This is a genomic window from Micromonospora sp. NPDC050187, from assembly GCF_044459745.1.
Classification (GTDB): domain Bacteria; phylum Actinomycetota; class Actinomycetes; order Mycobacteriales; family Micromonosporaceae; genus Micromonospora.
Window position 1 is genome coordinate 284,476 of the sequence record NZ_JBITJH010000005.1, and the last position, 25,585, is coordinate 310,060.

Consider the following 25,585-nt stretch of genomic DNA (forward strand, 5'->3'; position numbering starts at 1 on the left):
CAACCGTCGAGAAAGGACATGCACGTGCGCAAACTGATGGCCCGCCTGCGCGGGGACGCCGGGATGAACACCGCCGAGTACGCCGTCGGCACCCTCGCCGCCGTCGCCTTCGCCGGCATCCTGTTGAAGGTGCTGACCAGCGGTAACGTGCAGTCGGCGTTGACTGCGGTGATCGACCGGGCCCTGAAGTGACCGGGCGCCGGCGGGCCGGCCGTGCCCGTGCCCCACACGTCGCCACGTCGCCGACCGCTGCCACCGGGGGATCCGTCGCCGAGGCGGCGGCCGATGGCGGCCAGGGAGCCGTCGTCGCCGAGGGGGCGGCCGGTGACGACCGGGGTTCCTTCACGGCTGAACTGGCGGCCGGCCTGCCGGCGCTGATGCTGCTGCTCCTGGCCGGGCTGACCGTGGTCAGCGCGGCGACCACGAAGGCCACCTGTCTGGACGCGGCCCGGGAGGCGGCACTCGCCGCCTCCCGGGGCGAGAGCGGGAGGACAGCCGGTGACCGGGTCGCCCCGGCCGGGGCCGACATCTCGATCGAGGTCGACCAGGACCGGGTGACCGTGACGGTACGAGCCCCGGTGCGGACGCTCGGCGCGAACCTGCCCCGGATCACCGTGGCGGCAACAGCCGTGGCCGCCGTCGAGCCCGGAACCCCGTTCCCCGCGTCGTGACGGTCCCGCGTCGTCGAGAGGAGCGAGCGGTTGCTCATCATGAGGAACGAGGAGATCCGGACGGCCGGTCCGTGCATCGGGCGGCACCGGTGCCCGGCGGGGGACCGGGGTGGGGCGAGCATCCTGCTGCTCGCGGTGGGACTGGTCCTTCTGCTCGTCGGGCTGTTCGGCGCGGCGGTGGGCGCAGCCCGTACGGCCCGGCAGCAGGCACGGGTGGCAGCCGACTTCGCGGCCCTGGCCGGGGCGGGCATCAGCTTCCGGGGCGCGGAGACCGCCTGCCGCCGGGCCGCCGAACTCGCCGCCGCCAACGGTGCCCGATTGGCCAAGTGTCACCTGGACGGGCTGGACGTCCAGGTCACGGCGGAGGTGACGGTCGCACCGCTTCCCGGGCTGCACCGGAAGGCCACCGTCACCTCCCGAGCCGGCCCGGTACGCGGCTGAGTCGGGACGGCCGCGGACGGAGCACGACCAACCCGGTACGCGCCTAAGCTGGCACGGCCGCGACGGAGGGCCAACCCGGTACGCGCCTGGGCCGGCACGGCCGCGACGGAGGACCAACCGGCCCGCGCGGAGGGGACCCTCGCCGTCCCGGTCCGGGCCGGCCTCAGCGGCCCTGGAGGGCGTCCAAACCGATGGCCATCGCGATCACGAGACGGCGGTCGATCTGCGGGTGCGCCACCTCGACGGTGTACCGGTCGCGCAGCCCCCACTGCTTGACCACGGAGAAGACCGGCTGGCCACCGGCGGTGAAGTCGAAGTGGTAGGGCAGCCAGGAGAGCGACTCGACGAAGCGTCGCAGCAGGGCCACCGGCATGCTGCGTTCCTGGCCGGTCGTCGGGGGCAGGCCGGGCTGCTCGACGTGCCAGGTGGAGCGCAGCAGCGACTGGGCGAAGTCCTTGCGGAACAGCCCGATCGGGTTGCCGAGGTGGTCGGTGACGTCGTACGTGGCCCCGACGTCGAGCCGCTGCCGGGCCTTGAAGCCGAGTAGGGGCTGCTGCTTGCTGTCGTCGGTGTAGATGGTCACCTGCTCCTTGAAGGCGAGCCGCTTCTGCTGCGCGAAGGCGAGCAGCCCGCCTTCCGAGCCGTCCGGCGCGACCGCGTGGACCTCGTACTGGTTGACCATGAACCGCAGACGTTGCCGAATGTGGAACCGCTGCTGGGCCTGGAGCTGGTTGAGCTGCATGAAGGTTCCTTCCGTCCGATGCGCCCGACTCTCGCACACCTTCCACCCGCCGGCACAGTTGATCACCAGGTCTGCGACGCACCGGGCGGCGTGCACTTCACGGTCGGTGCGCCAGGGCGGGTGGCGGCGGGGGAAGCGGTCAGCGGGAGTCGGTGGTGGCGCGGAGGGCCCAGCTGTTGAGGACCTGGTGGATGGCGCGCAGGCGTTCGTTGATCTGCTCCAGCCGTTCGGCCTGGGCGAGTTGGGCCAGCGCCGCGCCGAGGGCGATCTGCTGGTCGCGGGTCAGGTTCTCCTGGTCGACCGCATAGAGCAGGTCGACGGTCTCGCTGATGGTGTCGGCCACGACTCCTCCTCGGGGGGCATGGAAGCGCTCCCAGGCCAGATGCCCCGAACGGGGGCGGTCTATGCCTGCGTTCCGTCGGGCAGGTTGGCCAGCACCACGTCGAGGACCCGCACGGCGTCCGTCCGGCCGAGCGGATTGTTGCCGTTGCCGCACTTGGGGGACTGCACGCAGGACGGGCACCCGGTCTCGCAACCGCACTCGACGATCGCGTCCCGGGTCGCCCGCAGCCACGCCGCCGCCGTCCCGTATGCCCGCTCGGCGAATCCCGCCCCGCCGGGATGGCCGTCGTAGACGAAGACCGTGGGGGCCTCGGTGTCCGGGTGCAGCGCGGTGGAGAGGCCGCCGATGTCCCACCGGTCGCAGGTCGCCACCAGCGGCAGCAGACCGATCGCGGCGTGCTCGGCGGCGTGCAGCCCGCCCGGCACGTCGGCCGGCTCCACCCCCGCCCCGGCCAGCGCCTCCGGCGTGACGGTGAACCAGACCGCGACCGTCCGCAGCTCCCGGGCCGGCAGGTCCAGCGGGCGGGTGTCGATCACCTCGCCGGAGGAGAGCCGCCGCCGCTGGTACGAGACGACCTGGCTGGTCACGTCCACTTCGCCGAGGAACAGCCGGACCGGACCGGCGTCCACGGACGAGCGGACCGACACCACCGACAGCGAGGTGACGTCCCGGGCGTGGGTCGACCAGTCCGGCTCTTCGGCGTGCACCAGCGCGCAGCCGTCGGCCAGGTCCAGGTCGTCCACCACGTACGAGACGCCCTGGTGCAGGTAGACCGCGCCGGGGTGGACCAGGAAGTGCGACGAGCCGCCGTCGACGGTGCCGAGCAGCCGCCCGGTCGCCGATTCCACCACGCAGACCGGGGCACCACCCTCGCCGCGCAGGTCCACCTGGGGTCGCTCCCGGTGCCGCCAGTACCAGCCGGTCGGCCGCTGCCGCAGCGCCTCCGCCGCGACCAGCGCGTCCACCGCCTCCTTCGCCCCGTCGCCGAAGAGCTCCAGGTCGTCGGGGGTCAGCGGGGCCTCGGCCGCCGCGCAGGCCAGCTGCGGGGCGAGCACGTACGGGTTGGCCGGATCGAGCACGGTCGCCTCGACCGGTGCCCCGAACAGCGCCTCCGGGTGGTGCACCAGATAGGTGTCGAGCGGGTCGTCCCGGGCCACCAGCACGGCCAGCGCCTCACCCCCGGAGCGCCCCGCCCGTCCGGCCTGCTGCCAGAGCGAGGCCCGGGTGCCCGGGTACCCGCAGATCAGCACCGCGTCCAGGCCGACCAGGTCCACGCCGAGTTCCAGCGCGTTGGTCGAGGCGAGCCCGAGCAGGTCGCCGTCGAGCAGTGCCCGTTCCAGCTCACGCCGCTCCTCGCGCAGGTAGCCGGCCCGGTATGCGGCCACCCGCGCGCCGAGCCCCGGCACCGCCTCGTCGAGGGCGCGGCGGGCGGTGCTCGCCACCACCTCGGCACCCCGACGCGACCGGACGAAGGCGAGGGTGCGTACCCCCTCGGCGACCGTGTCGGCGAGCAGGTCCGCCGTCTCGCGCAGGGCCGACCGGCGGGTCGGCGTCAGGTCCTGCGGCGCGTCGTCGGCGGTGGCGGGCAGCAGCGGCGGCTCCCAGAGGGCGAAGGTCACCCCGCCGCGCGGCGAGGTGTCCTCGGTGACCGCGGCCACCGGCAGTCCGGTGAGCCGTCCGGCCGCCGTCGCCGGGTCACCGGAGGTGGCCGAGGCCAGCACGAACGTCGGCGTGGCCCGGAACCGGGCACACTGCCGCCGTAGCCGGCGCAGCACGTGGGCGACGTGCGAGCCGAAGACGCCCCGGTAGGTGTGGCACTCGTCGACGATGACGTACGTCAGCCGGCGCAGGAAGCCGGACCAGTGCGCGTGCCCGGGGAGGACCCCGTGGTGCAGCATGTCCGGGTTGGTCAGTACGAACCGGGAGTGCCGGCGGATCCACTCCCGCTCGGCACGCGGGGTGTCCCCGTCGTAGCAGGCGGGGCGTACCCCCTCCAGTTCGAGTTCGGCGACGGCCCGGAACTGGTCGGCGGCGAGCGCCTTGGTCGGCGCGAGGTAGAGCACGGTGGCCCGGGGGTCGGCCAGCAGGGTGGCCAGCGCGGGAAGCTGGTAGGCCAGGGACTTGCCGGACGCGGTGCCGGTGGCGACCACCACGTGCTGACCGTCGTACGCCAGGCTCGCCGCCTCGGCCTGGTGCCGCCACGGCGCGACCACACCGCGCCGCTCGAACGCCGCGCGCAGTTCCGGCGTGGCCCACTCCGGCCACGGCACCGGTACCCCGGGTCGGGACGGCACCCGTTCGACGTGGGTGACCGGGTCGGCGACGCTCCGGGCGCGCAACCGGCGCAGCAGCTCGGCCGGGGAACGCCCGGGGCCGGAGCCGGTCGACACGGTGGCGGCGGTGGTCACCCTGGCACTCTCGCACCGGGGACCGGCTTTCGACCACCCGGGCCCGGGGTAAGGAGGTGCCCGCCACCGGTGACCTGCTCGGCGCGGCGGCGGAGATGGTTAGATGCCCAGGAGAGTTTGCGGCTCTTGCGAGGGAGGACCGATGGAGCTGTCGCTGGCGACCCACGGCGAGGGCGAGCACACGGTGCTCGAGGTCGGCGGTGAGGTCGACGTCTACACCGCCCCCCGCCTGCGTGAACGGCTCATCGAGCTGATCGACGGTGGTGCCCGCAGGGTCGTGGTCGACCTGGGTCGGGTCGACTTCCTCGACTCCACCGGGCTCGGGGTGCTGGTCGGCGCGCTGAAGCGGCTCCGGTCGGTCGGTGGCAGCTTCGCCCTGGTCTGCGACAAGGAGCCGCTGCTCAAGATCTTCCGGATCACCGCGTTGGACCAGGTCTTCCCGCTCCACCCGACGGTCGCCGCGGCGATCGCCGCCGACCCGTCCGCCCCGGGGGCGTGATGGCGACGGTCCGGCTCTCCTTCTCGCCCGCGCCGGTCCACGTCCGCACCGCCCGCCTGGTGGGGGTGGCGGTCGCCCGACGGGCCGGGGTACGCGAGGACCTGCTGGACGAGGTACGGCTCGCCATCGGTGAGGCGTGCACCCGGGCCGTCGCGCTGCACCGGCAGTACGACATCCCCGCCCCGGTGCTGGTGGAGATGTCGGACGGCGGGGCGTACGCGGTGCGGGTGGTCGACCGGGCCCCGATCGAGGCCGGCCTCGGGCTGGCCGCGTTGGACGCCGACCAGTTGGCGAACGAGTCGCTGACCGACGAGGCGCTGACCACCGGTGTGGGCTTCGCCCTGCTCGCCGGCTTTGTCGAGGACCTCCAGGTGCGGCCGGTCGACGAGGGCGTCGGCACCGAGGTCCGGATGGTCTGGCCGGTGGGCCGCTGACACCGCCCGGCTCCCCGTCGGCGGCACCGCCCCGCTCGTGCGGGCACCGCCCGGCATCCGGGCGGCACCGCCTGCGGTAGGCCGATTGAGACGACACACCGACGAAGGTCGTGTTCCCGCCCGGGGACGCGGCCTTCTTGTCGTGATGCCCGCCTATATCAGATTTCCTCACATATCACAGCGACGAAGATCATCCACATGAGGCGTACCCTCGGTGTGACCTCCGACACTGGATGGGGCTACAGTACGCGGGTTGTCAGCAAGTGCCCCGCCCATCACCAGCGGCTATAGCTGATCTTCGCTGTCCGCGTCCCGGTGGTGGGCGGCTCCGCTTGCGAGTCCGCATCCAGGCGTCCGGTCGGTACGTCCCACCGGCCGACGCGAGTGTTCGGTACAGGAGGACACAGATGTCCGGGATCTTGGCCGCCGACGGCGGCGAGCTCTCCCTTACCGGTGCCAACGTGTCGTACGTCGTCATCGCCGCGGTCATCGCGCTGGTGGCGCTCGTCTTCGCCGCCGCCTTGACCAAGGCGGTACTGGCAGCCGGTAAGGGCACCACCAACATGCAGGAGATCTCCGGGGCGGTCCAGGAGGGCGCCTCGGCCTATCTGCTCCGCCAGTTCAGGACACTCGCGGTGTTCGTGGTGGTCGCCGTCGTACTGCTCTTCCTGCTGCCGGTGCACGACACCGACGGCAGCGAGACCATGGTGAAGATCGGCCGGTCGGCCTTCTTCGTCGTGGGCGCGGCGTTCAGCGCCTTCATCGGCGGGGCCGGAATGTGGCTGGCCACCCGGGCCAACCTGCGGGTCGCCGCCGCGGCCCGGGAGCGGCAGGGCGGGCGCGAGGCGGCGATGAAGATCGCCTTCCGCACCGGTGGCGTGGTCGGCTTCCTCACCGTCGGTCTCGGCCTCTTCGGCGCGGCGCTGGTCGTCATCCTCTACCGGGGTGACGCGCCGACCGTGCTGGAGGGCTTCGGCTTCGGCGCCGCGCTGCTGGCCATGTTCATGAGGGTCGGCGGCGGCATCTTCACCAAGGCCGCCGACGTCGGCGCGGACCTGGTCGGTAAGGTCGAGCAGGGCATCCCCGAGGACGACCCGCGTAACGCGGCCACCATCGCCGACAACGTGGGCGACAACGTCGGTGACTGCGCCGGCATGGCCGCCGACCTCTTCGAGTCGTACGCGGTCACCCTGGTCGCGGCACTGATCCTCGGCCGGGCCGCGTTCGGCGCGGACGGCCTGGTCTTCCCGCTGATCATCTCCACCATCGGCGTGCTCGTCGCGATCATCGGGGTTTTCATCACCCGGCTGCGCGCTTCGGACCGCTCCGGTCTGACCGCGATCAACCGGGCTTTCTACCTCTCCGCGCTGATCTCCGCGGTGCTGGTGGCGATCGCCGCCTACGCCTACCTGCCGGCGAGCTTCGCCGACCTGGAGGGTGGCCTCACCGACGCGGACCAGAACCCGCGTCTGGTCGCCATCGGCGCGGTGGTCATCGGTATCGTGCTGGCCGCCGCCATCCAGGCGCTGACCGGCTACTTCACCGAGACCGACAAGCGCCCGGTGCAGGACATCGGCAAGAGCTCGCAGACCGGCCCGGCCACCGTCATCCTCGCCGGCATCAGCGTCGGCCTGGAGTCGGCGGTCTACTCGGCGCTGCTCATCGGGGCCGGCGTGTTCGGCGCCTTCCTGCTCGGCGGCAGCTCGATCACCCTCTCCCTGTTCGCGGTCGCGCTGGCCGGCACCGGCCTGCTGACCACCGTCGGCGTGATCGTGGCCATGGACACCTTCGGCCCGATCTCCGACAACGCCCAGGGTGTGGCCGAGATGTCCGGCGACATCGACGAGCACGGCGCGCGGACCCTCACCGAGCTGGACGCGGTCGGCAACACCACCAAGGCGATCACCAAGGGCATCGCGATCGCCACGGCGGTACTCGCGGCCACCGCGCTGTTCGGCTCGTACACCGACACGCTGCGCACCGCGTACTCCGACGCCGGGGTGGGGGACGTCGGCGCGGAGATCCTCAACGCGCTGAACGTCGCCAACCCGCGCAACCTGGTCGGCCTGATCATCGGGGCGGCGGTCGTCTTCCTCTTCTCCGGCCTGGCGATCAACGCGGTCTCCCGCTCGGCCGGTGCCGTGGTGATGGAGGTACGCCGGCAGTTCCGCGAGCTGCCCGGCATCATGGACGGCACCCAGCGCCCCGAGTACGGCAAGGTCGTCGACATCTGCACCCGGGACGCGCAGCGCGAGCTGATGACCCCCGGCCTGCTCGCCATCCTCGCCCCGATCGCGGTCGGCTTCGGTCTCGGGCCGGGCGCGCTCGCGTCGTACCTGGCCGGGGCGATCGGTGCCGGCACGCTGATGGCGGTCTTCCTGTCCAACTCCGGTGGTGCCTGGGACAACGCCAAGAAGATGGTCGAGGACGGCGCGTACGGCGGCAAGGGCTCCGAGGCGCATGCCGCGACCGTCATCGGCGACACCGTCGGTGACCCGTTCAAGGACACCGCCGGCCCGGCGATCAACCCGCTGATCAAGGTGATGAACCTGGTCTCGCTGCTGATCGCCCCGGCCGTGGTGGCCTGGAGCGTGGGCGACGACCGCAACACCCCGCTGCGGGTGACCATCGCGGTCGTGGCGACCCTGGTCATCGTCGCGGCCGTGGTGTTCAGCAAGCGCAAGGGCGTGGTGATGTCCGACGCCGACGGCGGCTCGGGCGGCACCGCCGCCGGCAACCCGGACCAGCGTCCGGAGGCGGTCCGCGCCTGACTCCGAGGCCCCCGGGTCCCCGGTCGGCACGCCGCCGACCGGGGACCCGGCGGGCCCGCCGGTGATCAGGCGACCGGAGCGGCACCACCGGTCGGGTCCGGCCGGTGGACCCCGTACCGGCATCGACGGGTGGGTGGCGCATCACGACGGAGGCCGTACGCTGCAACGCATGCGTACGTGCCGGGCGGCAGCCGCCGGAAAGCTCACGGTGGTCGTGGCCACGATCGTCCTCGTGGCCGGCGCGTGTGGCGCCGGTCCGACGCCCCGGGTCTGGGCCGCGACGGTCTGCGAGGCCCTCACCCCCTGGCGCGCCGAGATCAACAAACTGACCAGCAGCACCCAGCAGCAGATGACCGCGCAGACCACCCCCGCACAGGCCAGGGAGAACCTGGTCCGGCTCTTCGCCGGGGCCGAGAAGGCCAGCGAGACCGCCCGCCGCAAGGTCGAGGCGGCCGGCGTGCCGGACACCGAGCACGGCGAGCAGGTCTCCGCCGGGTTCCTCGGCTCGCTGGAGAAGGTCCGGGACGCCTACGGCCGGGCTCGGAAGACCATCGCGGGGCTGGGCACCGGCCAACCGACCGAGTTCTACGACGGGGTGCGGGCCGCCGTGGACACCCTCAACAAGGAGTACGACGCGAGCGCGCTGGACACCAGCAAGCTCAACTCGGAAGAACTCAAACAGGCCTTCGACGAGGTCCCGGAGTGTCGCTGACGCCGCCATCCGACGCGCCGGCCGGTCCCGGTCCGGTCCGGCAGCTCTCCCTGTTCGGTACGGAGGCGGCCGACCCGTCCCCCGCCGACCTGGCCGGGCTGCTCGCCGGGCCGGCCGAGATCGTCCGGATGGGCGGCACCGCCCGGCTGTCGGTCGTGGTGGACGTCGCCTGGCGGGTGCACGTGCTCGTCGCCGAGCTGGCCCGGCGCGGGCTGAACGCGAGCTGGGAGGCGACCGGGGACCGGCACCGCGTCCGCACCTCGTACACCAGCGCCCTGGCGCCGCTCGCGGCGGCCTGGCTCCCCGGCGGCCCGGTGCCCGACGATCCGCAGCCGGGGGCCACCGAGGTGCTCGGCAGCCCGCGCGTCCCGGCGTCCGACGGGCCGGGGGCGGAGGGGAAAGGCCGGGTGGCCGGTCCACCGGTCGTCGGGGAGGATCCGGTGCGCAAGGGGCCGCCCGCCACCTTCCACCTCAACGGCCGCCGGCTGCGGCTCTGGCTGGCCGCAGCGGGAGTCGCCGAACCGTCCGGCTTCCGGCTGCACCTCGGCCCGGCCGACGAGCCCTGCTGGGAGCCGGTCGGACGGGCACTGGCCGCCGTCGGGCTCCCCGGGATCTTCCTCGACGAGGCGACGGGCGGACCGGCGTACCGGATCAGTGGCCGGCGGCGGCTGACCCGGCTGGCCGAGCTGGTCGGCGACCGCCCGACGGCCGCCCCGGCGATCGAATGGCCGTCCGGCCCGACCTGACGCTGGTCACCATGAGTAGTGGATCGCCCGCAGAAAGTGCGAACCGGACCCCGCGTCGCCGCTCGGCGCGCCGCCCGAACGATCTTCCTCCGGCGTCTCCCGCATGGCCTGGCCTGCTGTCGGGTAGGGGACAGCGGGTGGTCGGACGGCGTCCCCGGGTGATCCCCCGCAGCGCCGGTCGCGGGCCGACGTTCGACACAGTGGCCCGCCCGGTGGTGGATTCGCGGTGTACGGTGACGCCGTCCGGCACATGCGTCCGCGCCGCGTCGGGAGGCGACCGCCGCTGTCGGGTGGCTTCGCCGCCCACGAAACCCCGAACGCGGGCAGCGCGTTACGTTGGACATCCGGACCGTCGGCGGTCCGGAAGCACGGCGGTGCCGCCCGGAGGCGGCCGGGCCACGAGCAGGAGTGAGGTCGCAGGAGACGTGCCGAGCAACGCCAGGACCACCCGTCTGGTCATCGTCGAGTCACCGGCGAAGGCCAAGACGATCTCGGGCTACCTCGGCCCGGGATACGTCGTGGAGGCCAGCTTTGGGCACGTCCGCGACCTGCCCCGCAACGCCGCCGACGTGCCGGCCAAGTACAAGGGGGAACCCTGGGCCCGGCTCGGGGTGGACGTCGACAACGGCTTCCACGCCCTCTACGTGGTCTCCGCCGACCGTAAGCAGCAGATCACCAAGCTGACCCGGCTGGCCAAGGAGGTCGACGAGATCCTCCTCGCCACCGACGAGGACCGCGAGGGCGAGGCCATCGCCTGGCACCTGGTGGAGACGCTCAAGCCCAAGGTGCCGGTCAAGCGGATGGTCTTCCACGAGATCACCAAGCCGGCGATCCAGGCGGCGGTGGCGAACCCGCGTGAGATCGACCGCGCCCTGGTCGACGCCCAGGAGGCCCGGCGGATCCTCGACCGGCTCTACGGCTACGAGGTCTCCCCGGTGCTCTGGAAGAAGGTCATGCCGAAGCTCTCGGCGGGCCGGGTCCAGTCGGTGGCCACCCGGATCGTGGTGGAGCGCGAGCGGCAGCGGATGGCCTTCCGCAGCGCCGAGTACTGGGACATCCTCGCCACCCTCGCAGTGGCCCAGCCGGGCGAGGGACCGCGTACCTTCTCCGCCACCCTGATCGCGCTGAACGGCGACCGGATCGCCAGCGGCAAGGACTTCGAGCCGACCACGGGTCGGGTCCGGCCGGGCGCGGGCGTGGTCCACCTCGACGCCGGTGGGGCACGCGGACTCGCCGCCCGCCTGGCGGGACGGCCGTTCGCCGTCACCCGGGTCGAGGAGAAGCCCTACCGCCGCCGTCCGTACGCGCCGTTCATCACCTCCACGCTCCAGCAGGAGGCGGCCCGCAAGATGCGCTTCTCGTCGCAGCAGACGATGCGCACCGCGCAGCGGCTGTACGAGAACGGCTACATCACCTACATGCGTACCGACTCGGTGAACCTGTCGGAGACCGCGATCGCGGCGGCCCGCCGGCAGATCGTCGAGCTGTACGGCGAGCGCAGCGTGCCGCCGGAGCCGCGCCGCTACACCGGCAAGGTGAAGAACGCGCAGGAGGCGCACGAGGCGATCCGCCCCGCCGGGGACAACTTCCGCACCCCGGGCGACGTGCGCAACGAGCTGTCCACCGAGGAGTACCGGCTCTACGAGCTGATCTGGCGGCGCACCATCGCCTCGCAGATGACCGACGCGGTCGGCTCCAGCGTCTCGGTGCGGATCCGCGCGGTCTCCAGCGCCCAGGAGGAGGCCGACTTCGGCGCCACCGGCAAGACCATCACCGATCCGGGCTTCCTGCGGGCGTACGTCGAGTCCAGCGACGACGAGAACGCCGAGGCCGAGGACGCCGAGCGTCGGCTGCCCAACCTGGTGAAGGACCAGCCGCTCACCGCCGACGAGCTGGCCGCCCAGGAGCACCACACCCAGCCGCCGTCGCGCTACACCGAGGCGTCGCTGGTCAAGGCCCTGGAGGAGCTGGGTATCGGCCGTCCGTCGACGTACGCGTCGATCATGCAGACCATCCAGGACCGGGGGTACGTCGTCAAGCGCGGCCAGGCGATGATCCCGTCCTTCCTGGCGTTCGCGGTGATCGGGCTGATGGAGCGGCACTACCCCCGCCTGATCGACTACGACTTCACCGCCAGCATGGAGAACGAGCTGGACGAGATCGCCGGTGGCGACCACGCCGCCGTCGACTTCCTCACCGCGTTCTACTTCGGCAGCGCCAACGGTGCCGGCGACCAGGACATCGCCCGTTCCGGTGGCCTGAAGAAGCTGGTCACCGAGAATCTCACCGAGATCGACGCGCGCAGTGTCAACTCCATCCCGCTCTTCACCGACGACGAGGGCCGCGAGGTGGTCGTCCGGGTCGGCAAGTACGGGCCGTACCTCCAGCGGGCGGTGCCCGACGAGGCCCCGGCGGCACACGCCGAGGGTGAGGAGGGCGGCACGCCCGGCGACCGGGCCCCGATCCCGGAGGGGCTGGCCCCCGACGAACTGACCCCGGAGAAGGTGCACGAGCTGTTTCTCGGCGGCGGCGGTGAGCGCAAGCTCGGCGACGACCCAGCCACCGGGGAGCCGATCCTGCTGAAGTCCGGCCGGTACGGCCCGTACGTCGCCAGTGGCGAACGGAAGTCGTCGCTGCTGCGGTCCCAGTCGCCGGACTCGCTCACCTTCGACGAGGCGCTGAAGCTGCTCAGCCTGCCCCGCCTGGTCGGGGTCGGCCCGGACGGCGGCGAGGTCTTCGCCAACAACGGCCGTTACGGACCGTACGTCAAGCAGGGTGAGGAGTTCCGGTCGCTGGACTCCGAGGAGAAGATGTTCACGGTCACGCTGGACGAGGCGCTGGCCCTGCTCGCCGCTCCGAAGACCCGCCAGCGGCGTGCCGCCGCGCCGCCGCTGCGCGAGATGGGCGTCGACCCGCTGACCGAGAAGCCCCTGGTGATCAAGGACGGCCGGTTCGGTCCGTACGTCACCGACGGCGAGAGCAACGCGTCGCTGCGGCGGGGGCAGACGCCGGAGGCGCTGACCATCGAGGAGGCCTCCGAGATGCTCGCCGAGAAGCGGGCGAAGGGGCCGGCGCCCAAGAAGACGACGAGGAAGGCCGCAGGGGCGAAGAAGGCTCCCGCGGCGAAGAAGACCACGGCGGCCAAGAAGACCAGCGCCACGAAGACCGGCACGGCGAAGACCACGGCCGCCAAGAAGGCCACCGCCGCCAAGAAGGCCCCGGCGAAGAAGGCCACCCCGCGCAAGGCGACCGCCCAACCCGAGTGATCCGGCGGTCATGATCGACTCGGAACACGGCGTGTCGGGGCATCCCGCTCGGACCCCCCGACACGCCGTGTTCCGGAGCCGATCCCGGCTATGCGCCGAGGACGCGGGTCAGGTATGGGTTGGTGAAGACACGGGCGGGGTCGACGGTGTCCCGGAGGGCCTGGAAGTCCGCGAACCGGGGGTAGGCGGGGGCGAGCGACCCGGCGTCGCGGTAGTGCAGCTTGCCCCAGTGCGGTCGACCGGCCAGCCCCCGGGCCACCTCCTCGAACGCCCGGAAGTACGGCTCGTACGGCATGCCCACGTACTGGTGGACGGCGATGTACGCGGACTCACGCCCGTACCCGTGCGACAGCCAGATGTCGTCCGGCGCGGTGAACCGCACCTCGGCCGGGAAGAGCACCGGGAACGGCAGCCCGTCGACGATCCGGCGGAGTGCGTCCAGCGCCTCGCCGAGCGCGGCGCGGGGCAGGGCGTACTCCATCTCCACGAAGCGGACCCGGCGCGGGGTGCAGAAGATCCGGTCGGAGCGGCCGGTGTACCGCCGTTCGGTCAGCGCCCGGGCGCTGACCGCGCTGATCGCCGGGACGAGCCGGTGCGCCGCCCGGCCCAGCCGGCAGGCCCGCTCGAAGACGGTGTTCGCCAGGAACTCGTCGTCCAGCCAGCCCCGCCACCCCGGCAGCGGCCGGTCGTCGGCCGGTACCCGGTCGTTGGTCTTGACCTGCACCCGGTCGGTGTACGGGAACCAGTAGAACTCGACGTGGTCGTGCCCGTCGAGCAGCGCGGGCAGGTCGGCCAGCACGTCGGCCAGCCGCGCCGGGCGTTCGTGGGCGAGCAGCGTGAAGGCGTCCACGCAGCGCAGGGTCACCTCGGTCAGCACGCCGAGCGCGCCCAGCCCGACCCGGGCGGCGGCGAAGACGTCCGGGTGCGCGTCGGCGGAGCAGCGCAGCACCTCCCCGGTGCCGGTGACCAGGGTCAGCGCCTCGACGGTGGTGGCCAGGCAACCGAGTCGCGCGCCGGTGCCGTGGGTGCCGGTGGAGATCGCCCCGGCGATGGTCTGCGCGTCGATGTCGCCCAGGTTGGGCATGGCCAGGCCGTGCGTGGCGAGCAGGTCGTTGAGCGTCCGCAGGGTCATCCCGGCGGGCACGGTGACCAGCCGGCGCTCCCGGTCCACCCGGACCGGCTCGGCGAGGTCGGTCAGCTCCAGCCGGTGACCGTCGGTGGCGGCGATGGCGGTGAAGGAGTGGCCGCTGCCCACCGGCCTGATCCGTGCACCCGCCTCGGCGGCGGCCCGTACCGCCTCGGCCACCTCGTCGGTGTCGCGTGGTCGGGGCACCGCCCCGGCGACGCTGCGCTGGTTACCCGCCCAGTTCGTCCAGGCGGTGCCGGCAGGAATCGTCCGCGTCATGTGCGCCTCCGTGCGCCAGGGGAACCATCAGAACGTTGTGCCTGGTAAACACCACATTGCCGGCCCGCTCGTTAGTACCGGTAGCGTCACGCTTCCGTGACGTGCAGAAATGTTCATTCGTCGAAGGGGGGTGGCGTCGAGTGTCCACACCAGCCGCCACGACCGGGCCGCTGCGCCGGGTACCGGTGCAGGGGCGAAGTGTCGCGCGGGTCCAGCGGATGCTGGACGCCTGCGCCGAGCTCGTCGACGAGGTGGGGTACGAAGGGCTGACCACCACGCTCCTCGCCGAACGGGCCGAGGTCGCGATCGGTTCGGTCTACCAGTTCTTCCCGGACAAGCGGGCGATCGTGCAGGCGTTGACCCTGCGCACGATGGAGTCCTACCTCCAGCGGCTCGACGCGCGGTTCGCCTCGGACGACCTCACCGACTGGTGGGACGGCGTCGACGCGGCGATCGACGAGTACATCACGATGCACCGCACCGTTCCCGGTTTCCGTACCCTGCACTTCGGCGACGTGGTCGACCTGCACCTGCTCGACGAGCAACGGGACAACAACGGCGTGATCGCCGACCAGTTGGCCCGGGTGCTGACCGAGCGGTTCGGTCTGGCCGACGGACCCCGGCTCCGTTTCATCCTGGAGATCGCCGTCGAGGCGGCCGACGCGTTGATCAAGCTCGCGTTCCGCCGTCAGCCGGAGGGGGACGAGCGGGTGCTGGACGAGGCCAAGGCGCTGATCCGGGAGTACCTGCACCGCCAGGTCCAGGCTCCTGACCGCGCCGACGAGGTGAGCGGCGCAGACGGGAACGGCAGCGCCGGGAACAACGCGGACGGCGAGGAGCCGGCCGGTTCGCCGGCCGCCGCGGTGACCGCCGACGCCGGCTGACGTCCGCCCGGTCACAGGAACGCCCATCCCTCACCCCGGTAGGTGGGGACGGTCGCGACCACGGCGTCCCCGTCCACCAGGTGCAGTTCGTTCACCCGTTCGCAGACCTCGCCGGCCTTGGCATGGCGGAACCAGACCCGGTCACCCACCCGGAGCCGGTCGGCCTCCGCGCCGGTCAGCGGGGTCTGCACCTCGCCCGCGCCCTCGGTGCCGACCAGCCGCAACCCGGCCGGCAGCCAGGGCCGGGGGAGCCGGCTGCGCTCGGCGGGCCCGGAGGCCACCCATCCGCCGCCGAGCACCGTGGCCACCCCGGGGGCGGGGCGGCGGACCACCGCGCAGGCGAAGAACGCCGCCGGGGTGGGCCGCCAGGCGCGGTACGCGTCGAAGAGCGTCGGTCCGTACAGCCCGGATCCGGCGGTGACCTCGGTGACCGCCGGGTCGGCGCTGGTCGCGGCGACGCTGCCGGTGCCGCCGCCGTTGACGAACTCCAGGTCGGCGTGCGCCCGCACGGCGTCCACCGCCGCGCCCCGGCGGGCCAGCAGTTCCCGGTACGACCGGCGCTGCACCGCCCGGATCGCGGCGCCCCGCAGCGCCTGCCCCGGCGGGGCGTCGCCCAGTCCGGCGATCTGCGCCTCGTACGCCATCACCCCGACCAGCCGGAAGCCGCGCCGCCCGGTGACGGCGGCGGCGAACGCGCCGGCGGCCGTCGCGCTGTGCACCGGCGAACGGCGCACCCCGACGTGCACCCGCCCGTGCAGCGGTCGCCAGGAGGCGTCCAGGTCGAGGCAGACCCGCAGGTCGGGGCGCTGCCCCGGGGCGCGTACCGCGTCGACGAGGTCGAGTTGCGCCGGGTCGTCCACCATCAGGGTCACCGCCGCGGCGAGTCCCGGGTCGCCGGCCAGTTCGGCCAGGGCCGCCCGGTCGGCGGTCGGGTACGCGACCACCACGTCGTCGCTGACCTCGGCACGGACCAGCCGGATCGCCTCGGGCAGGGTGAACGCGAGCACGCCCCGCCAGCCGGGCCGGCCGAGCACCCGGGCGAGCAGGTCGCGGCTGCGGACCGACTTGCTGGCCACCCGGACCGGCTTGCCGGCGGCCCGGTCGACCAGCGCGGCGGCGTTGGTGTCGAAGGCGGCCAGGTCGACCACGGCGAACGGTGGGTCGAGGTGGGTGGTCGCCCGGTCCAGGCGGTCGCGGAGAAGGTCGCGTTCGATGGCCACGTGAGCACGCTAACTGTGAAAACGGCTAATGCGAAACACCCTCGCGTCCGACCGGGTCGGTGGCCCGGTGCGCCGAGGCCCTAGGCTCGCGAGCAGCAGGATGTCACTTCAGCGGGATGACTGCCCACCGCGACTAGAGTGTGACACCGGGAGACGCCCAGGGATGGGCCGCCACTGGAGGTACGGCCATCGAAAGCCAGAAGAACGGCGAGTCGGCCGGCGTGTCGACGCCGAACCAGGCCGACCGGACGGGCTACGCCGCCCTCCGCTCCGTGCTGCGCATCCGGCCGTTCCGCCGGCTGTGGATCGTGCTCAGCGCCGCCTCGTACGGTGACTGGCTCGGCCTCCTCGCCACCTCCATCTTCGCCGCCGACCAGGTCGAGGGGAGCACCGCCAAGGGCGCCGCGTTCGGCACCGTCATCGCCATCCGGCTGCTGCCCGCGCTGGTGCTCGGCCCGCTCGCCGGGGTCTTCGCCGACCGGTTCGACCGGCGCTGGACGATGGTCATCTGCGACGTGCTCCGCTTCCTGCTGTTCGCCTCCATCCCGATGGTCGCGCTCCTCGGCGCCAGCGGCGGGGTGGCGGTCGGCTGGGCCACGGTGGCGACGTTCCTGATCGAGACGATCACCCTGATGTGGCTCCCGGCCAAGGAAGCGGCGGTCCCGAACCTCATCCCGCGCGCCCGGCTGGAGATGGCCAACCAGCTCAGCCTGATCAGCACGTACGGCCTCACCCCGGTCCTGGCCGCGCTGAGCATCGCCGGGCTGGACGCCAGCGTCCGGGCCGCCACCGGCGGCGAGGTGCCCGCCTGGTCCGAGCCCGCACAGCTGGCGCTCTGGTTCAACGCACTCTCCCGGCTGGCCACCGCGCTGGTGGTGGCCTTCGGCATCAAGGAGATCAGCCAGGGCAAGGCCGAGCGGGAGTCCCGCGCCGAGCAGAGCATGCTCCGCCAGTTCAAGGAGGGCTGGCGGTTCATCGGCCAGACCCCGCTGGTGCGGGGACTGGTGCTCGGCATCTTCGGCGCGTTCGCCGGTGGCGGCATCGTGATCGGCACCGCCCGCTTCTTCGCCAACTCGCTGGGGGCCGGCGACGCCGCCTTCTACCTCCTATTCGGGGCGATCTTCATCGGTCTGGCGATCGGCATCGGGCTCGGCCCGATGGTCGTCCGGGACCTCTCCCGCCGCCGCTGGTTCGGCATGAGCATCGTGCTGGCCAGCGCGTCCGTCCTGGCACTCGCCTTCGCCATCCACCTGTCCATGGCGATGCTCGGGGCGATCCTGGTCGGCGCGGGCGCGGGCATGGCCTTCCTCGCCGGCACCACCCTGCTCGGCGGGGAGATCGCCGACGAGGTCCGGGGCCGGGTCTTCGCCGTGGTGCAGATCGGCACCCGGCTGGTGCTGATCTTCGCGATCGCGCTGAGCAGCCTCCTGGTCGGCGTCGGCGGTTCCCGGGAACTGCGCATCGCCGATCTCGGCATCTCGATCTCCTCCACCCGGCTGCTGCTGCTCGCCGCCGGCCTGGCCGGAATCTTCGCCGGGATCAGCGCCTTCCGGCAGATGGACGACAAGAAGGGCGTCCCGGTCCTCGCCGACCTGTGGGGCTCGATGCGGGGCCGTCCGCTCACCCCCGCCGAGCCCTTCGTCTCCGCCGGTCTCTTCGTGGTCTTCGAGGGCGGCGAGGGGTCCGGCAAGTCCACCCAGGTCACCCGGCTCGCCGAGACCCTCGGCGGGCAGGGGCGCGAGGTGGTGGTCACCCGGGAGCCCGGGGCCACCCCGGTCGGCCAGCGGATCCGCACGCTGCTGCTCGGAGCCCCCGGCTCGGACACCCCGTCGCCGCGCGCCGAGGCGCTGCTCTACGCCGCCGACCGGGCGCACCACGTGGCCACCGTGGTCCGGCCCGCGCTGGTCCGGGGCGCGGTGGTGGTCAGCGACCGGTACGTCGACTCCTCCCTGGCGTACCAGGGGGCCGGCCGGACGCTGCCGGTCGACGAGGTGTCCTGGCTCTCCTCCTGGGCCACCGGCGGCCTCAAGCCCGACCTGGTGGTGCTGCTCGACGTCGACCCGCGCACCGGCCTGGCCCGGGTCGCGGCCCGGGGCGGGGAGACCGACCACGTCGAGGCCGAGTCGCTCGCCTTCCACGAGCGGGTCCGGTACGCCTTCCTCGACCTCGCCGCCGCCGACCCGAAGCGCTACCTGGTGCTCGACGCGTCCCGCCCGCAGGAGGAGATCGCCGTCCAGGTGGCCAGCCGGATCGAGGCGATGCTGGACGACCCGGCGATCGTGCACCCGGCGCCGGCGAAGCAGCCGGACACCTCGACGCAGCCGGAGTTATCCGACACGGAGCTGGTGACGATGGAGCAACGCCGCTGATGCCGGAGGTCTTCGCCGAGCTGGTCGGGCAGGACGAGGCGGTCGACACGCTGCGCCGGGCCGCCGGCGCGGCCGCCGCCGTGCTGCGGGCCGCCGGCACCCACCCCACGGCCGCCTCCGACCCGACCGGCGGGACCGGTCCGGACGGCGGGACCGACCCGACCGGCGGGGCGGGACCGGGCCCGGGTGCGGGGATGACCCATGCCTGGATCTTCACCGGCCCACCCGGCTCGGGCCGTTCGATGGCCGCCCGTGCCTTCGCCGCCGCCCTCCAGTGCGTCCACGGCACGGGCTGCGGCACCTGCGCCGGCTGTCACACCACCATGGCCGGTACGCACGCCGACGTCCGGCTGGTCGTGCCCGAGGGGCTCTCCATCGGTGTGAACGACATGCGTGCCCTGGTGCTGCGGGCGGCGAGCACCCCGTCCGGCGGTCGGTGGCAGGTCGTGATCATCTCCGACGCCGACCGGCTCACCGAGGCGGCCGGCAACGCGCTGCTCAAGGCGATCGAGGAGCCGCCCCCGCGTACGGTCTTCCTGCTCTGCGCGCCGTCCACCCACCCGGACGACATCTCGGTGACCATCCGGTCGCGCTGCCGGGTCGTACCGCTTCGGCAGCCGCCGCCCGACGCGGTGGCCGAGGTGCTGGTCCGTCGGGACGGGATCGCCCCCGACGTGGCCGAGTGGGCGGCGTCCGCCGCCCAGGGCCACGTGGGCCGGGCCCGCCGGCTGGCCGGGGACCCGGAGGCCCGCACCCGGCGGGACGCGGTGCTGGCCGTGCCGCGCCGGCTGACCGGGGTGGGGGCCGCCTTCGACGCCGCGTCCGCGCTGATCGAGGCCGCCGAGGCGGAGGCCGCGGCGACCGTCGCCGAGACCGACGCCGCCGAGAAGGCCGCGTTGCAGACCGCGCTCGGCGCGGGCGGCACCGGCCGGGGAGCCGCCGGGGCGATGCGCGGGGCCGCCGGGCAGATCAAGGACCTGGAGAAGCGGCAGAAGTCCCGGGCCACCCGGGCGCAGCGGGACGCGCTGGACCGGGCCCTGGTCGACCTGGCCGGGTTCTACCGGGACGCCCTGGTCACCGCGCTGCGGGCCCCGGTCGCGCCGGTGCACACCGACACCGTGGCGATGGCCCGCGCCGGCGCGGAGAAGTGGGACGCCGAGGGGGCGCTGCGGCGGCTGGAGGCGGTGCTGGAGTGTCGCGCCGCCATCGAGGCCAACGTCAAGCCGAAGATCGCCGTAGAGGCGATGATGCTCGCCCTGTGGAAGGGCTGAGCCCCACCCGGTACCGCTGAACGGGCACTTCCCCTGCTCCCCGGGCCATCGACAGTGCCGATTGATTGCGGTACGGTCCCTGTGCCGTGGTGACGGCGACGGCACCCTCAGTGACACGCTTGCGGGAGGAGTCCGCCCATGCCGCGGGGGGAGATCGACGAAGCCTGGATCGAGGAGGCCGTCCGGCGGTACCGCCGGATCGAGTCCCTCCAGGCCGAGTTCGACGCGGCGGTCGCGGGCGTCCAGGTCACCGTGCGGTCCCCCGACGGGCTGGTCGAGGTGGTGGTCACCGCCGCCGGCACGATCACCGACGTCCGCTTCCTCGGCCCGCTGCACAACCGCCACCCCCGGGATGTCGCCAACTCGGTGCAGACGGCGGTGACCGCGGCGGCCGACGCCGCGCAGTGGGCGCGGGAGAAGCTGCACAACGAGACGTTCGCCGCGTACCGACCGCTGGCGGGGGCCTGAGATGGACAGCCTGTACGCCCTGGCCGCCCGCCTCGACGAGGCGAGCGCCACGCTGGCCGCCGTCGCCCACGCGGTGACCGTCACCGGCCCGGCCCCGGTGGTCTTCGGCGCTGACGGGCCCGGCCGCCCCGGTGACCTCGGCCGCGCCCTGCACCGACAGTGGGTCACCGCCACCGACAACCGGGCCCGGGAGGCGCGGGCCGCCGCCGCCCGGCTCGCCGCCGCCGCGTCCGCGATCCGCGACGCCGCCGACCGGTACGCCGACACCGACGCCGCGGCCCGGCACCGCCTCGCCGTCCACGCCCCCGATCGGTACACCGATGCCTGGTCCCGGCTCGCCGTCCCCGCGCCCGACGCCGCCGATGGCTGGTCCCGCCTCGCCACTCCCGCGCCCGGCGACACGTGGTTCGGCGCCGCCCCGACCGGCCCCGCGCCGCTGCACGCGGCGGGCTTCCAGGCGGGGGCGGACACCGTCCCGACCGGAGCGGGGTTCCCGTTCACCGCTGACGTCCCGCCACGGGTGCCCCGTCCCCGCTCGGGTGACGGCTGATGGACCTGCTCGACCGGCTCGCCGAACCCGGCCTGGACCTGCTCGGCCGGGTGGACACGTTGCTCGCCTCCGGGGTGCCGGAGGGGCACCCGGTCTGGCCGCTGCTGCGCCGGATGCAGGCCCTCCCGGGTGAGGCCGTCCGGACCTTCCTCGACCTCCGCCCGGCTCCGCTGGCCGGCGCCGGCCGGACGGTGCGCCAGCTCGTCCGGGACTACGACGATGCCTGCGCCCCGCTGACCGACCAGGCCGCCTGGTCGGGTCCGGCCGCCTCGGCGTACGGGCAGGCGCGGGCGGAGCTGCTGCGGCACCTCGACGAGGGGCCGGACAGCCTGGTCGGGCGGATCGAGTCGACCGCCGGGTACGCTGACGCGCTCGCCGACTGGGCCGAGCGGAGCCGCCTGGCGCTGGCCCGTGCCCTCGCCGACGTCCTCGGCTCCGCCGAGGCGGTGACCGTGGTCGCCGCCACCACGCCCCGGGTCGCCTCCACCATGCCCGTCAACTCCACCACGCCCCGCGTCGGCGGCACGACCGTTTCCGCGTCGACCGTCCCGTCCTGGACCGGAGGCCCCGCCGATCCCGCCCGGACCGGAGGCGTCATCGGCCCCGCCCGGACCGGAGGCCCCGCCCATTCCGCTCGGACCTTCGGCGTCACCACCCCGGCCGGGGCCGGCGGGGCACCGGGAGCCGCCGCTGGTGCCTCCGCCCGTGCCGCCGCCGAGATCGCGGCCCGGGTCCTGGCCGTCCTCTCCGTCGCGTACGACGGGGCGGAGACCCTGCTGCGCCAGTGGGCGCCGAGCCTCGCCGAGGCGCCCTGGCGGCCCCGGCCGGGCAGCTCCGCCGCCTCGGAGCCGCTCCGCGTCCGCTGGCGGGACGATTAGTCGACCGTCGATGGCTGCGATGGGTGACCGGCTGGCGACGCCGGGGTGGGTGGGGGCCGTCACTTGGTCGTAGGGTGAGGGCATGGGGATGCTCTGCGCGGTCAGCTTCAACCGGTACGGCCGCCTCTACTACCTCGACCCGGGCGAGTTCCGCCCGCAGGTGGGCGACCGTGTGCTGGTGCCCACCGACGACGGTCCCGAGGTGGCCGAGTGTGTCTGGGCACCGCAGTGGGTCAGCGAGGACACCGACGGCTTCCCCAAGCTCGCCGGCCTCGCCGACGACGAGGACCTGCGCCGCGACGAGCTGTTGCGCAAACGTAAGGCCGACGCGAAGGTCGCCTCGAAACGGCTGATCCGCGAGCACGGGCTGCCGATGAAGGTGGTCGCCGTCGACCACGTCCCCGGTGCCGAGGTCGGGGGCAATGGCCGGACCACCATCTACTTCACCGCGCCGCACCGGGTGGACTTCCGGGCCCTGGTCCGTGACCTCGGCGCGACCCTGCACTGCCGGGTCGAACTGCGCCAACTCTCCGCCCGCGACTCGGCCCGGGTGCAGGGCGGAATCGGCTCCTGCGGCCGGGACCTGTGCTGCGCCACCTTCCTGAACGACTTCGAGCCGGTGACCATCCGGATGGCGAAGGACCAGGACCTGCCGCTGAATCCGCTGCGCATCTCCGGGGCGTGTGGCCGGCTGATGTGCTGCCTGAAGTACGAGCACCCGCTCTACCAGCGCTTCCAGGAGTCCGCCCCGGCCGTCGGCACCCGCGTGTCGACCCCGGCGGGCGACGGCAAGGTGGTCGGCCACAGCGTCCCGAGAGACGCGGTGACCGTCCGCCTGGATGCCGACGGCTCGCGCTCCATGTGCTCCCGCGCCGACGTCTGCGGCTCCCGCCGCGCCTACGACAGCCGTGACCAGTCAAGCCCGGAGGGCGCAGCGCGCTGACCGACGCGCCTCGTCGCCAACGGCGGTGCTCCACGGCCACATTCGTCCCCCACCTCGCTTGTTAACATCCGGCGATGGGCCTGAGAAACTACCTGATCGAAGGCGTGTCCGGCACCGGCAAGACCGCGGTCTGCGAAGAATTGCGGCGGCGCGGCTACCAGGCCATCAATGGTGACCGGGAACTGGCTTATCAAGGCGACCCGGAGACCGGTGAGCCGATGGATGGTCGCACGCACGAGCACCACATCTGGTGCGTGGACGACGTCAGGGCGCTGGTCGCCAACCACGACGAGCCGGTTACCTTCTTCTGCGGGGGCTCGCGGAACTTCCACAAGTTCGTCGATTTGTTCGATGGCGTCTTCGTCCTTGACGTCGACCTGGACACCTTGAACCGGCGACTTGACGGGCGACCGGAAGACGAGTGGGGCGGAGGGCCGGCGGAACGCCAACTGGTTCTGCGGTTGCATCGGACGAAGGAAGACCTTCCGAGAACCGGTGTCGTAGTCGACGCGACCGCACCTGTCGCGAAGGTCGTCGACGCAATCCTCCGTCACGTCATGCTGTCTCCGCACCGGTAGGAGCATGCGGTGGATGGGCCGGCGGGTCAGGGGCGCAGGGTCACCGGAGGTTCGGCCAGGCGGGGGGTCAGGGGAGCCTCCGGGGTGAGCCAGGAGGCGGTGGGGGACTGGTCCGGGTTGACCTGCCAGCGTCGGGAGACCCGGTCGACGGCGATCGGATAGATCGTCAGGGTGCCGTCCGGGTCGATCCGCAGGCGCAGGAACGACTTCGCGTCCTCGATGCCCTGGCCGGCGAAGAGTTCGTTCACGTTCACCCCGAACCCCGACGCGACCAGTAGGTAGGCGGCGGTGAGTTCGCTCGCCACGAATCCGATCACCGGCCCGTAGACCACAGCGGCGGCGACCACCGGCATCGGCCACGGCCAGTCGTGGAACGGCAGCTCCAGCCAGAGCCAGGTGCCTCCGGCAGCCAGCGTGACGTGCGCCAGCCCGTGCGTGATCCCGAGAAGCCAGTGCCGGGAGTGTCGCTTGCCGCTCGCGCTGGGCGGCTTGGCGAAGAAGCCGGCACCGAGGATCGTCACCAGCAGCATCGCCACCAACGGCACGCTGAACAGCCGCTGCTCGACCGCGCCCGCCCGGTTCGCCGCCACCCCGGCCATCGCCAGCATCAGCAGCGTGTGCAGGGTGCCGAGCAGCGCGGTGAAGCCGGGATTGCGGAACGGCAGCCGGCGGAAGATCCCCCAGCCGTACCGTCGGGAGCGCGCCGCGTCGGGATAGCGGCCCGCCAGGTCGTACGGCTCGGAGCGGCTGGCCCGCCGGGCGAGCGTGTCGCGCGGCGGCACCTCGATCTGCTCCGGGAGCTTGTGCGTCGGGTAGAGGTACGCCCCACCGCCGCCACAGGTGACCAGTTGCCGGTCCGGTCCCGCGTAGCGGGCGTAGTGGTGCAGGTCGCCGGTGATCACCAGCCGCACCGTCGCCCCGGTCGGCGCGACGACCGTGCGGATGAAGTAGTCCAGCGAGTCGTACGCGGTGGGGGTGTCGACGGCCCGCACCCAGGTCGGTGCCGGCACCGCCAGGATCACCCGCGACTGCGGGCCGAGCCGCGCGGCGGCTGCCTCGAAGTAGGTGAGCTGCGGGTCGTCCAGGTACGACCCGGACTGGTCGTCGAGCCCGAACAGCCACCAGTCGGCGGGTAGTTCGACCGCGAAGTAGGAGCGGGACTGCTCGGTGCGCCAGCCACCGAAGTACTGGTCCCGGGACCGGACGAAGAGCCGCAGGAAGGCGGTCAGGCCGTCGTACCAGTCGTGGTTGCCCGGCACCGCGAACAGGGTCGGGCCGCCCGGCGTGGCCCACGGCAGCGCCGCCTGGTACGGCCCCTTGCAGCGGTCCTCGTACGCCTCGTACCCGGCGGACGGGTAGACCTGGTCGCCGCCCATCACCAGGGTCTGCGCCCGGGGCAGCCGGTGCCCGTCGACGTCCAGCTCGGGCTGGGCGATCAGGTACGCCACCGAGTACGTCGCGTCGAACCCGTCGCCCAGGTCGGCGACGTAGTCCAGCCAGAGCCCGCCGTCCGGCCCGACCTGGCGGGACACCCCGTTCCCGAAGGCGTTCTGCAGCTCTCGTTTGTCCAGGTACGCCCCGAAGAACATCGCGAGCAGCGTGCGGATGCCGGTGCTGATCAGCAGGAGCGGCGCGAGCCAGGGCACCGCCCGGCGGGGGGTGAACCCCAGTTCGTGGGGCTCGGTGCTGCGCGGGCGGCGGGGGTGGCCCTCGTCGGCGCTGGTCGCCTCCGGCGGGGTGGTGGGCGAGGGGTGGTCGTCACTCACGGTCGGAGCGTATCCGGCCCGGATGGGTACCGCTGTCTGCTGCTCGACGGTTACGCCACCCTTGTCCGAATCGACCACTGTTAAGCCGGTGGGGGGGTGGTGGGAGGTAGCAGGGGTCCCCTGTTACCGCTTTTTGCGTAGGAGGGGACCCCTGCAACCACCTTCGGCCAGGCGGAGGAGGGCGGAGGACGGCGGTCGACTCGGCAGGGGCGGTGACGGG

Annotated in this window: 21 protein-coding genes and 3 pseudogenes; 18 read left to right on the forward strand and 6 right to left on the reverse strand. The window is 73.2% G+C overall.

Translation table 11 applies throughout. The annotated features are described in order from the left end of the window. The first annotated feature begins 18 nt into the window (after window positions 1-18). From ACIBJE_RS11025 to ACIBJE_RS11035, 3 genes are read left to right on the forward strand one after another with little or no spacing between them, the layout of a single operon-like run. Window positions 19-192, forward strand: a complete 174-nt coding sequence (locus ACIBJE_RS11025) for a DUF4244 domain-containing protein (protein ID WP_396746325.1) — start codon at window positions 19-21, stop codon at window positions 190-192. Then, window positions 189-671, forward strand: a complete 483-nt coding sequence (locus ACIBJE_RS11030; protein ID WP_396746328.1) for a TadE family type IV pilus minor pilin — start codon at window positions 189-191, stop codon at window positions 669-671. The genes ACIBJE_RS11025 and ACIBJE_RS11030 overlap by 4 nt, the downstream gene beginning before the upstream one ends. A gap of 39 nt (window positions 672-710) precedes the next feature. Further along, window positions 711-1,112, forward strand: coding sequence for an Rv3654c family TadE-like protein (locus ACIBJE_RS11035; protein ID WP_396746704.1), 402 nt, complete (start codon window positions 711-713; stop codon window positions 1,110-1,112). A gap of 163 nt (window positions 1,113-1,275) precedes the next feature. Here the strand turns inward: ACIBJE_RS11035 and ACIBJE_RS11040 are convergent, their stop codons facing one another. From ACIBJE_RS11040 to ACIBJE_RS11050, 3 genes are all read right to left on the reverse strand, one after another. Next, window positions 1,276-1,854, reverse strand: a complete 579-nt coding sequence (locus tag ACIBJE_RS11040) for a hypothetical protein (protein WP_088981044.1) — start codon at window positions 1,852-1,854, stop codon at window positions 1,276-1,278. Window positions 1,855-1,993: 139 nt separating this feature from the next. Continuing rightward, complete coding sequence (locus tag ACIBJE_RS11045; RefSeq protein WP_396746332.1) at window positions 1,994-2,197, reverse strand: hypothetical protein; 204 nt, start codon at window positions 2,195-2,197, stop codon at window positions 1,994-1,996. Window positions 2,198-2,256: 59 nt separating this feature from the next. Then, the gene (locus ACIBJE_RS11050; RefSeq protein ID WP_396746335.1) at window positions 2,257-4,605 is read right to left on the reverse strand and encodes a DEAD/DEAH box helicase; all 2,349 of its coding nucleotides are present in this window, start codon (window positions 4,603-4,605) and stop codon (window positions 2,257-2,259) included. Window positions 4,606-4,747: 142 nt separating this feature from the next. Here ACIBJE_RS11050 and ACIBJE_RS11055 point away from each other — a divergent pair, with 142 nt between their 5' ends. The 6 genes from ACIBJE_RS11055 (at window position 4,748) to topA (ending at window position 13,033) form a co-directional block, all read left to right on the forward strand. Further along, a complete protein-coding gene (locus ACIBJE_RS11055) occupies window positions 4,748-5,104 on the forward strand; it encodes an STAS domain-containing protein (protein ID WP_357137343.1) in 357 nt (118 codons plus the stop codon). Continuing rightward, window positions 5,101-5,538 (forward strand): ATP-binding protein, encoded by a 438-nt coding sequence (locus ACIBJE_RS11060; protein WP_396746338.1) that lies wholly within the window; start codon window positions 5,101-5,103, stop codon window positions 5,536-5,538. Before ACIBJE_RS11055 ends, ACIBJE_RS11060 begins: the two co-directional genes overlap by 4 nt. A gap of 407 nt (window positions 5,539-5,945) precedes the next feature. Continuing rightward, window positions 5,946-8,309 (forward strand): sodium-translocating pyrophosphatase, encoded by a 2,364-nt coding sequence (locus ACIBJE_RS11065; protein ID WP_396746341.1) that lies wholly within the window; start codon window positions 5,946-5,948, stop codon window positions 8,307-8,309. Between the two features lie 169 nt (window positions 8,310-8,478). Then, a complete protein-coding gene (locus ACIBJE_RS11070) occupies window positions 8,479-9,021 on the forward strand; it encodes a hypothetical protein (RefSeq protein ID WP_396746344.1) in 543 nt (180 codons plus the stop codon). Further along, window positions 9,012-9,767 (forward strand): hypothetical protein, encoded by a 756-nt coding sequence (locus ACIBJE_RS11075; protein WP_396746347.1) that lies wholly within the window; start codon window positions 9,012-9,014, stop codon window positions 9,765-9,767. Before ACIBJE_RS11070 ends, ACIBJE_RS11075 begins: the two co-directional genes overlap by 10 nt. A 425-nt stretch (window positions 9,768-10,192) precedes the next feature. After that, a complete protein-coding gene (topA, locus tag ACIBJE_RS11080) occupies window positions 10,193-13,033 on the forward strand; it encodes a type I DNA topoisomerase (RefSeq protein WP_396746350.1) in 2,841 nt (946 codons plus the stop codon). An 88-nt stretch (window positions 13,034-13,121) separates the two neighbouring features. Here the strand turns inward: topA and ACIBJE_RS11085 are convergent, their stop codons facing one another. Continuing rightward, window positions 13,122-14,438 (reverse strand): D-arabinono-1,4-lactone oxidase, encoded by a 1,317-nt coding sequence (locus ACIBJE_RS11085; RefSeq protein WP_396746353.1) that lies wholly within the window; start codon window positions 14,436-14,438, stop codon window positions 13,122-13,124. 218 nt (window positions 14,439-14,656) lie between these two features. Between ACIBJE_RS11085 and ACIBJE_RS11090 the strand changes: the two genes are divergently transcribed. Continuing rightward, window positions 14,657-15,322 (forward strand): TetR family transcriptional regulator, encoded by a 666-nt coding sequence (locus ACIBJE_RS11090; RefSeq protein WP_396746707.1) that lies wholly within the window; start codon window positions 14,657-14,659, stop codon window positions 15,320-15,322. 11 nt (window positions 15,323-15,333) lie between these two features. Here ACIBJE_RS11090 and ACIBJE_RS11095 read toward each other — a convergent pair whose 3' ends face one another. Further along, entirely contained in the window at window positions 15,334-16,542 is a 1,209-nt protein-coding gene (locus ACIBJE_RS11095; protein ID WP_396746356.1) for an amino acid deaminase/aldolase, read from the reverse strand. Window positions 16,543-16,850: 308 nt separating this feature from the next. Here ACIBJE_RS11095 and tmk point away from each other — a divergent pair, with 308 nt between their 5' ends. The 8 genes and pseudogenes from tmk to ACIBJE_RS11135 all read left to right on the forward strand — a co-directional run bounded on the left by tmk (window position 16,851) and on the right by ACIBJE_RS11135 (window position 23,599). Then, window positions 16,851-18,911 carry a dTMP kinase gene (tmk, locus tag ACIBJE_RS11100; RefSeq protein WP_396746710.1) on the forward strand — a complete coding sequence of 687 codons (2,061 nt, stop codon included), beginning with the start codon at window positions 16,851-16,853 and terminating at the stop codon, window positions 18,909-18,911. Beyond that, complete coding sequence (locus ACIBJE_RS11105) at window positions 18,911-20,182, forward strand: DNA polymerase III subunit delta' (RefSeq protein ID WP_396746359.1); 1,272 nt, start codon at window positions 18,911-18,913, stop codon at window positions 20,180-20,182. The genes tmk and ACIBJE_RS11105 overlap by 1 nt, the downstream gene beginning before the upstream one ends. Before the next feature lie 138 nt (window positions 20,183-20,320). Further along, window positions 20,321-20,650 carry a YbaB/EbfC family nucleoid-associated protein gene (locus ACIBJE_RS11110; protein WP_396746362.1) on the forward strand — a complete coding sequence of 110 codons (330 nt, stop codon included), beginning with the start codon at window positions 20,321-20,323 and terminating at the stop codon, window positions 20,648-20,650. A gap of 1 nt (window position 20,651) precedes the next feature. Continuing rightward, window positions 20,652-20,939 (forward strand): annotated as a pseudogene (locus ACIBJE_RS11115) (hypothetical protein); the annotation flags it as partial. A 260-nt stretch (window positions 20,940-21,199) separates the two neighbouring features. Further along, window positions 21,200-21,670, forward strand: a pseudogene (locus ACIBJE_RS11120) (hypothetical protein); the annotation flags it as partial. Window positions 21,671-21,799: 129 nt separating this feature from the next. Further along, window positions 21,800-22,078: pseudogene (locus ACIBJE_RS11125) on the forward strand (hypothetical protein); the annotation flags it as partial. Between the two features lie 82 nt (window positions 22,079-22,160). Further along, the gene (locus ACIBJE_RS11130) at window positions 22,161-23,021 is read left to right on the forward strand and encodes a stage 0 sporulation family protein (protein WP_396746365.1); all 861 of its coding nucleotides are present in this window, start codon (window positions 22,161-22,163) and stop codon (window positions 23,019-23,021) included. 74 nt (window positions 23,022-23,095) lie between these two features. Further along, the gene (locus ACIBJE_RS11135) at window positions 23,096-23,599 is read left to right on the forward strand and encodes an AAA family ATPase (protein WP_396746368.1); all 504 of its coding nucleotides are present in this window, start codon (window positions 23,096-23,098) and stop codon (window positions 23,597-23,599) included. Window positions 23,600-23,625: 26 nt separating this feature from the next. On the opposite strand, the gene ACIBJE_RS11140 is transcribed toward ACIBJE_RS11135, so the two are convergent. Continuing rightward, window positions 23,626-25,365, reverse strand: coding sequence for a metallophosphoesterase family protein (locus ACIBJE_RS11140; protein WP_396746371.1), 1,740 nt, complete (start codon window positions 25,363-25,365; stop codon window positions 23,626-23,628). Window positions 25,366-25,585: the final 220 nt, after the last annotated feature.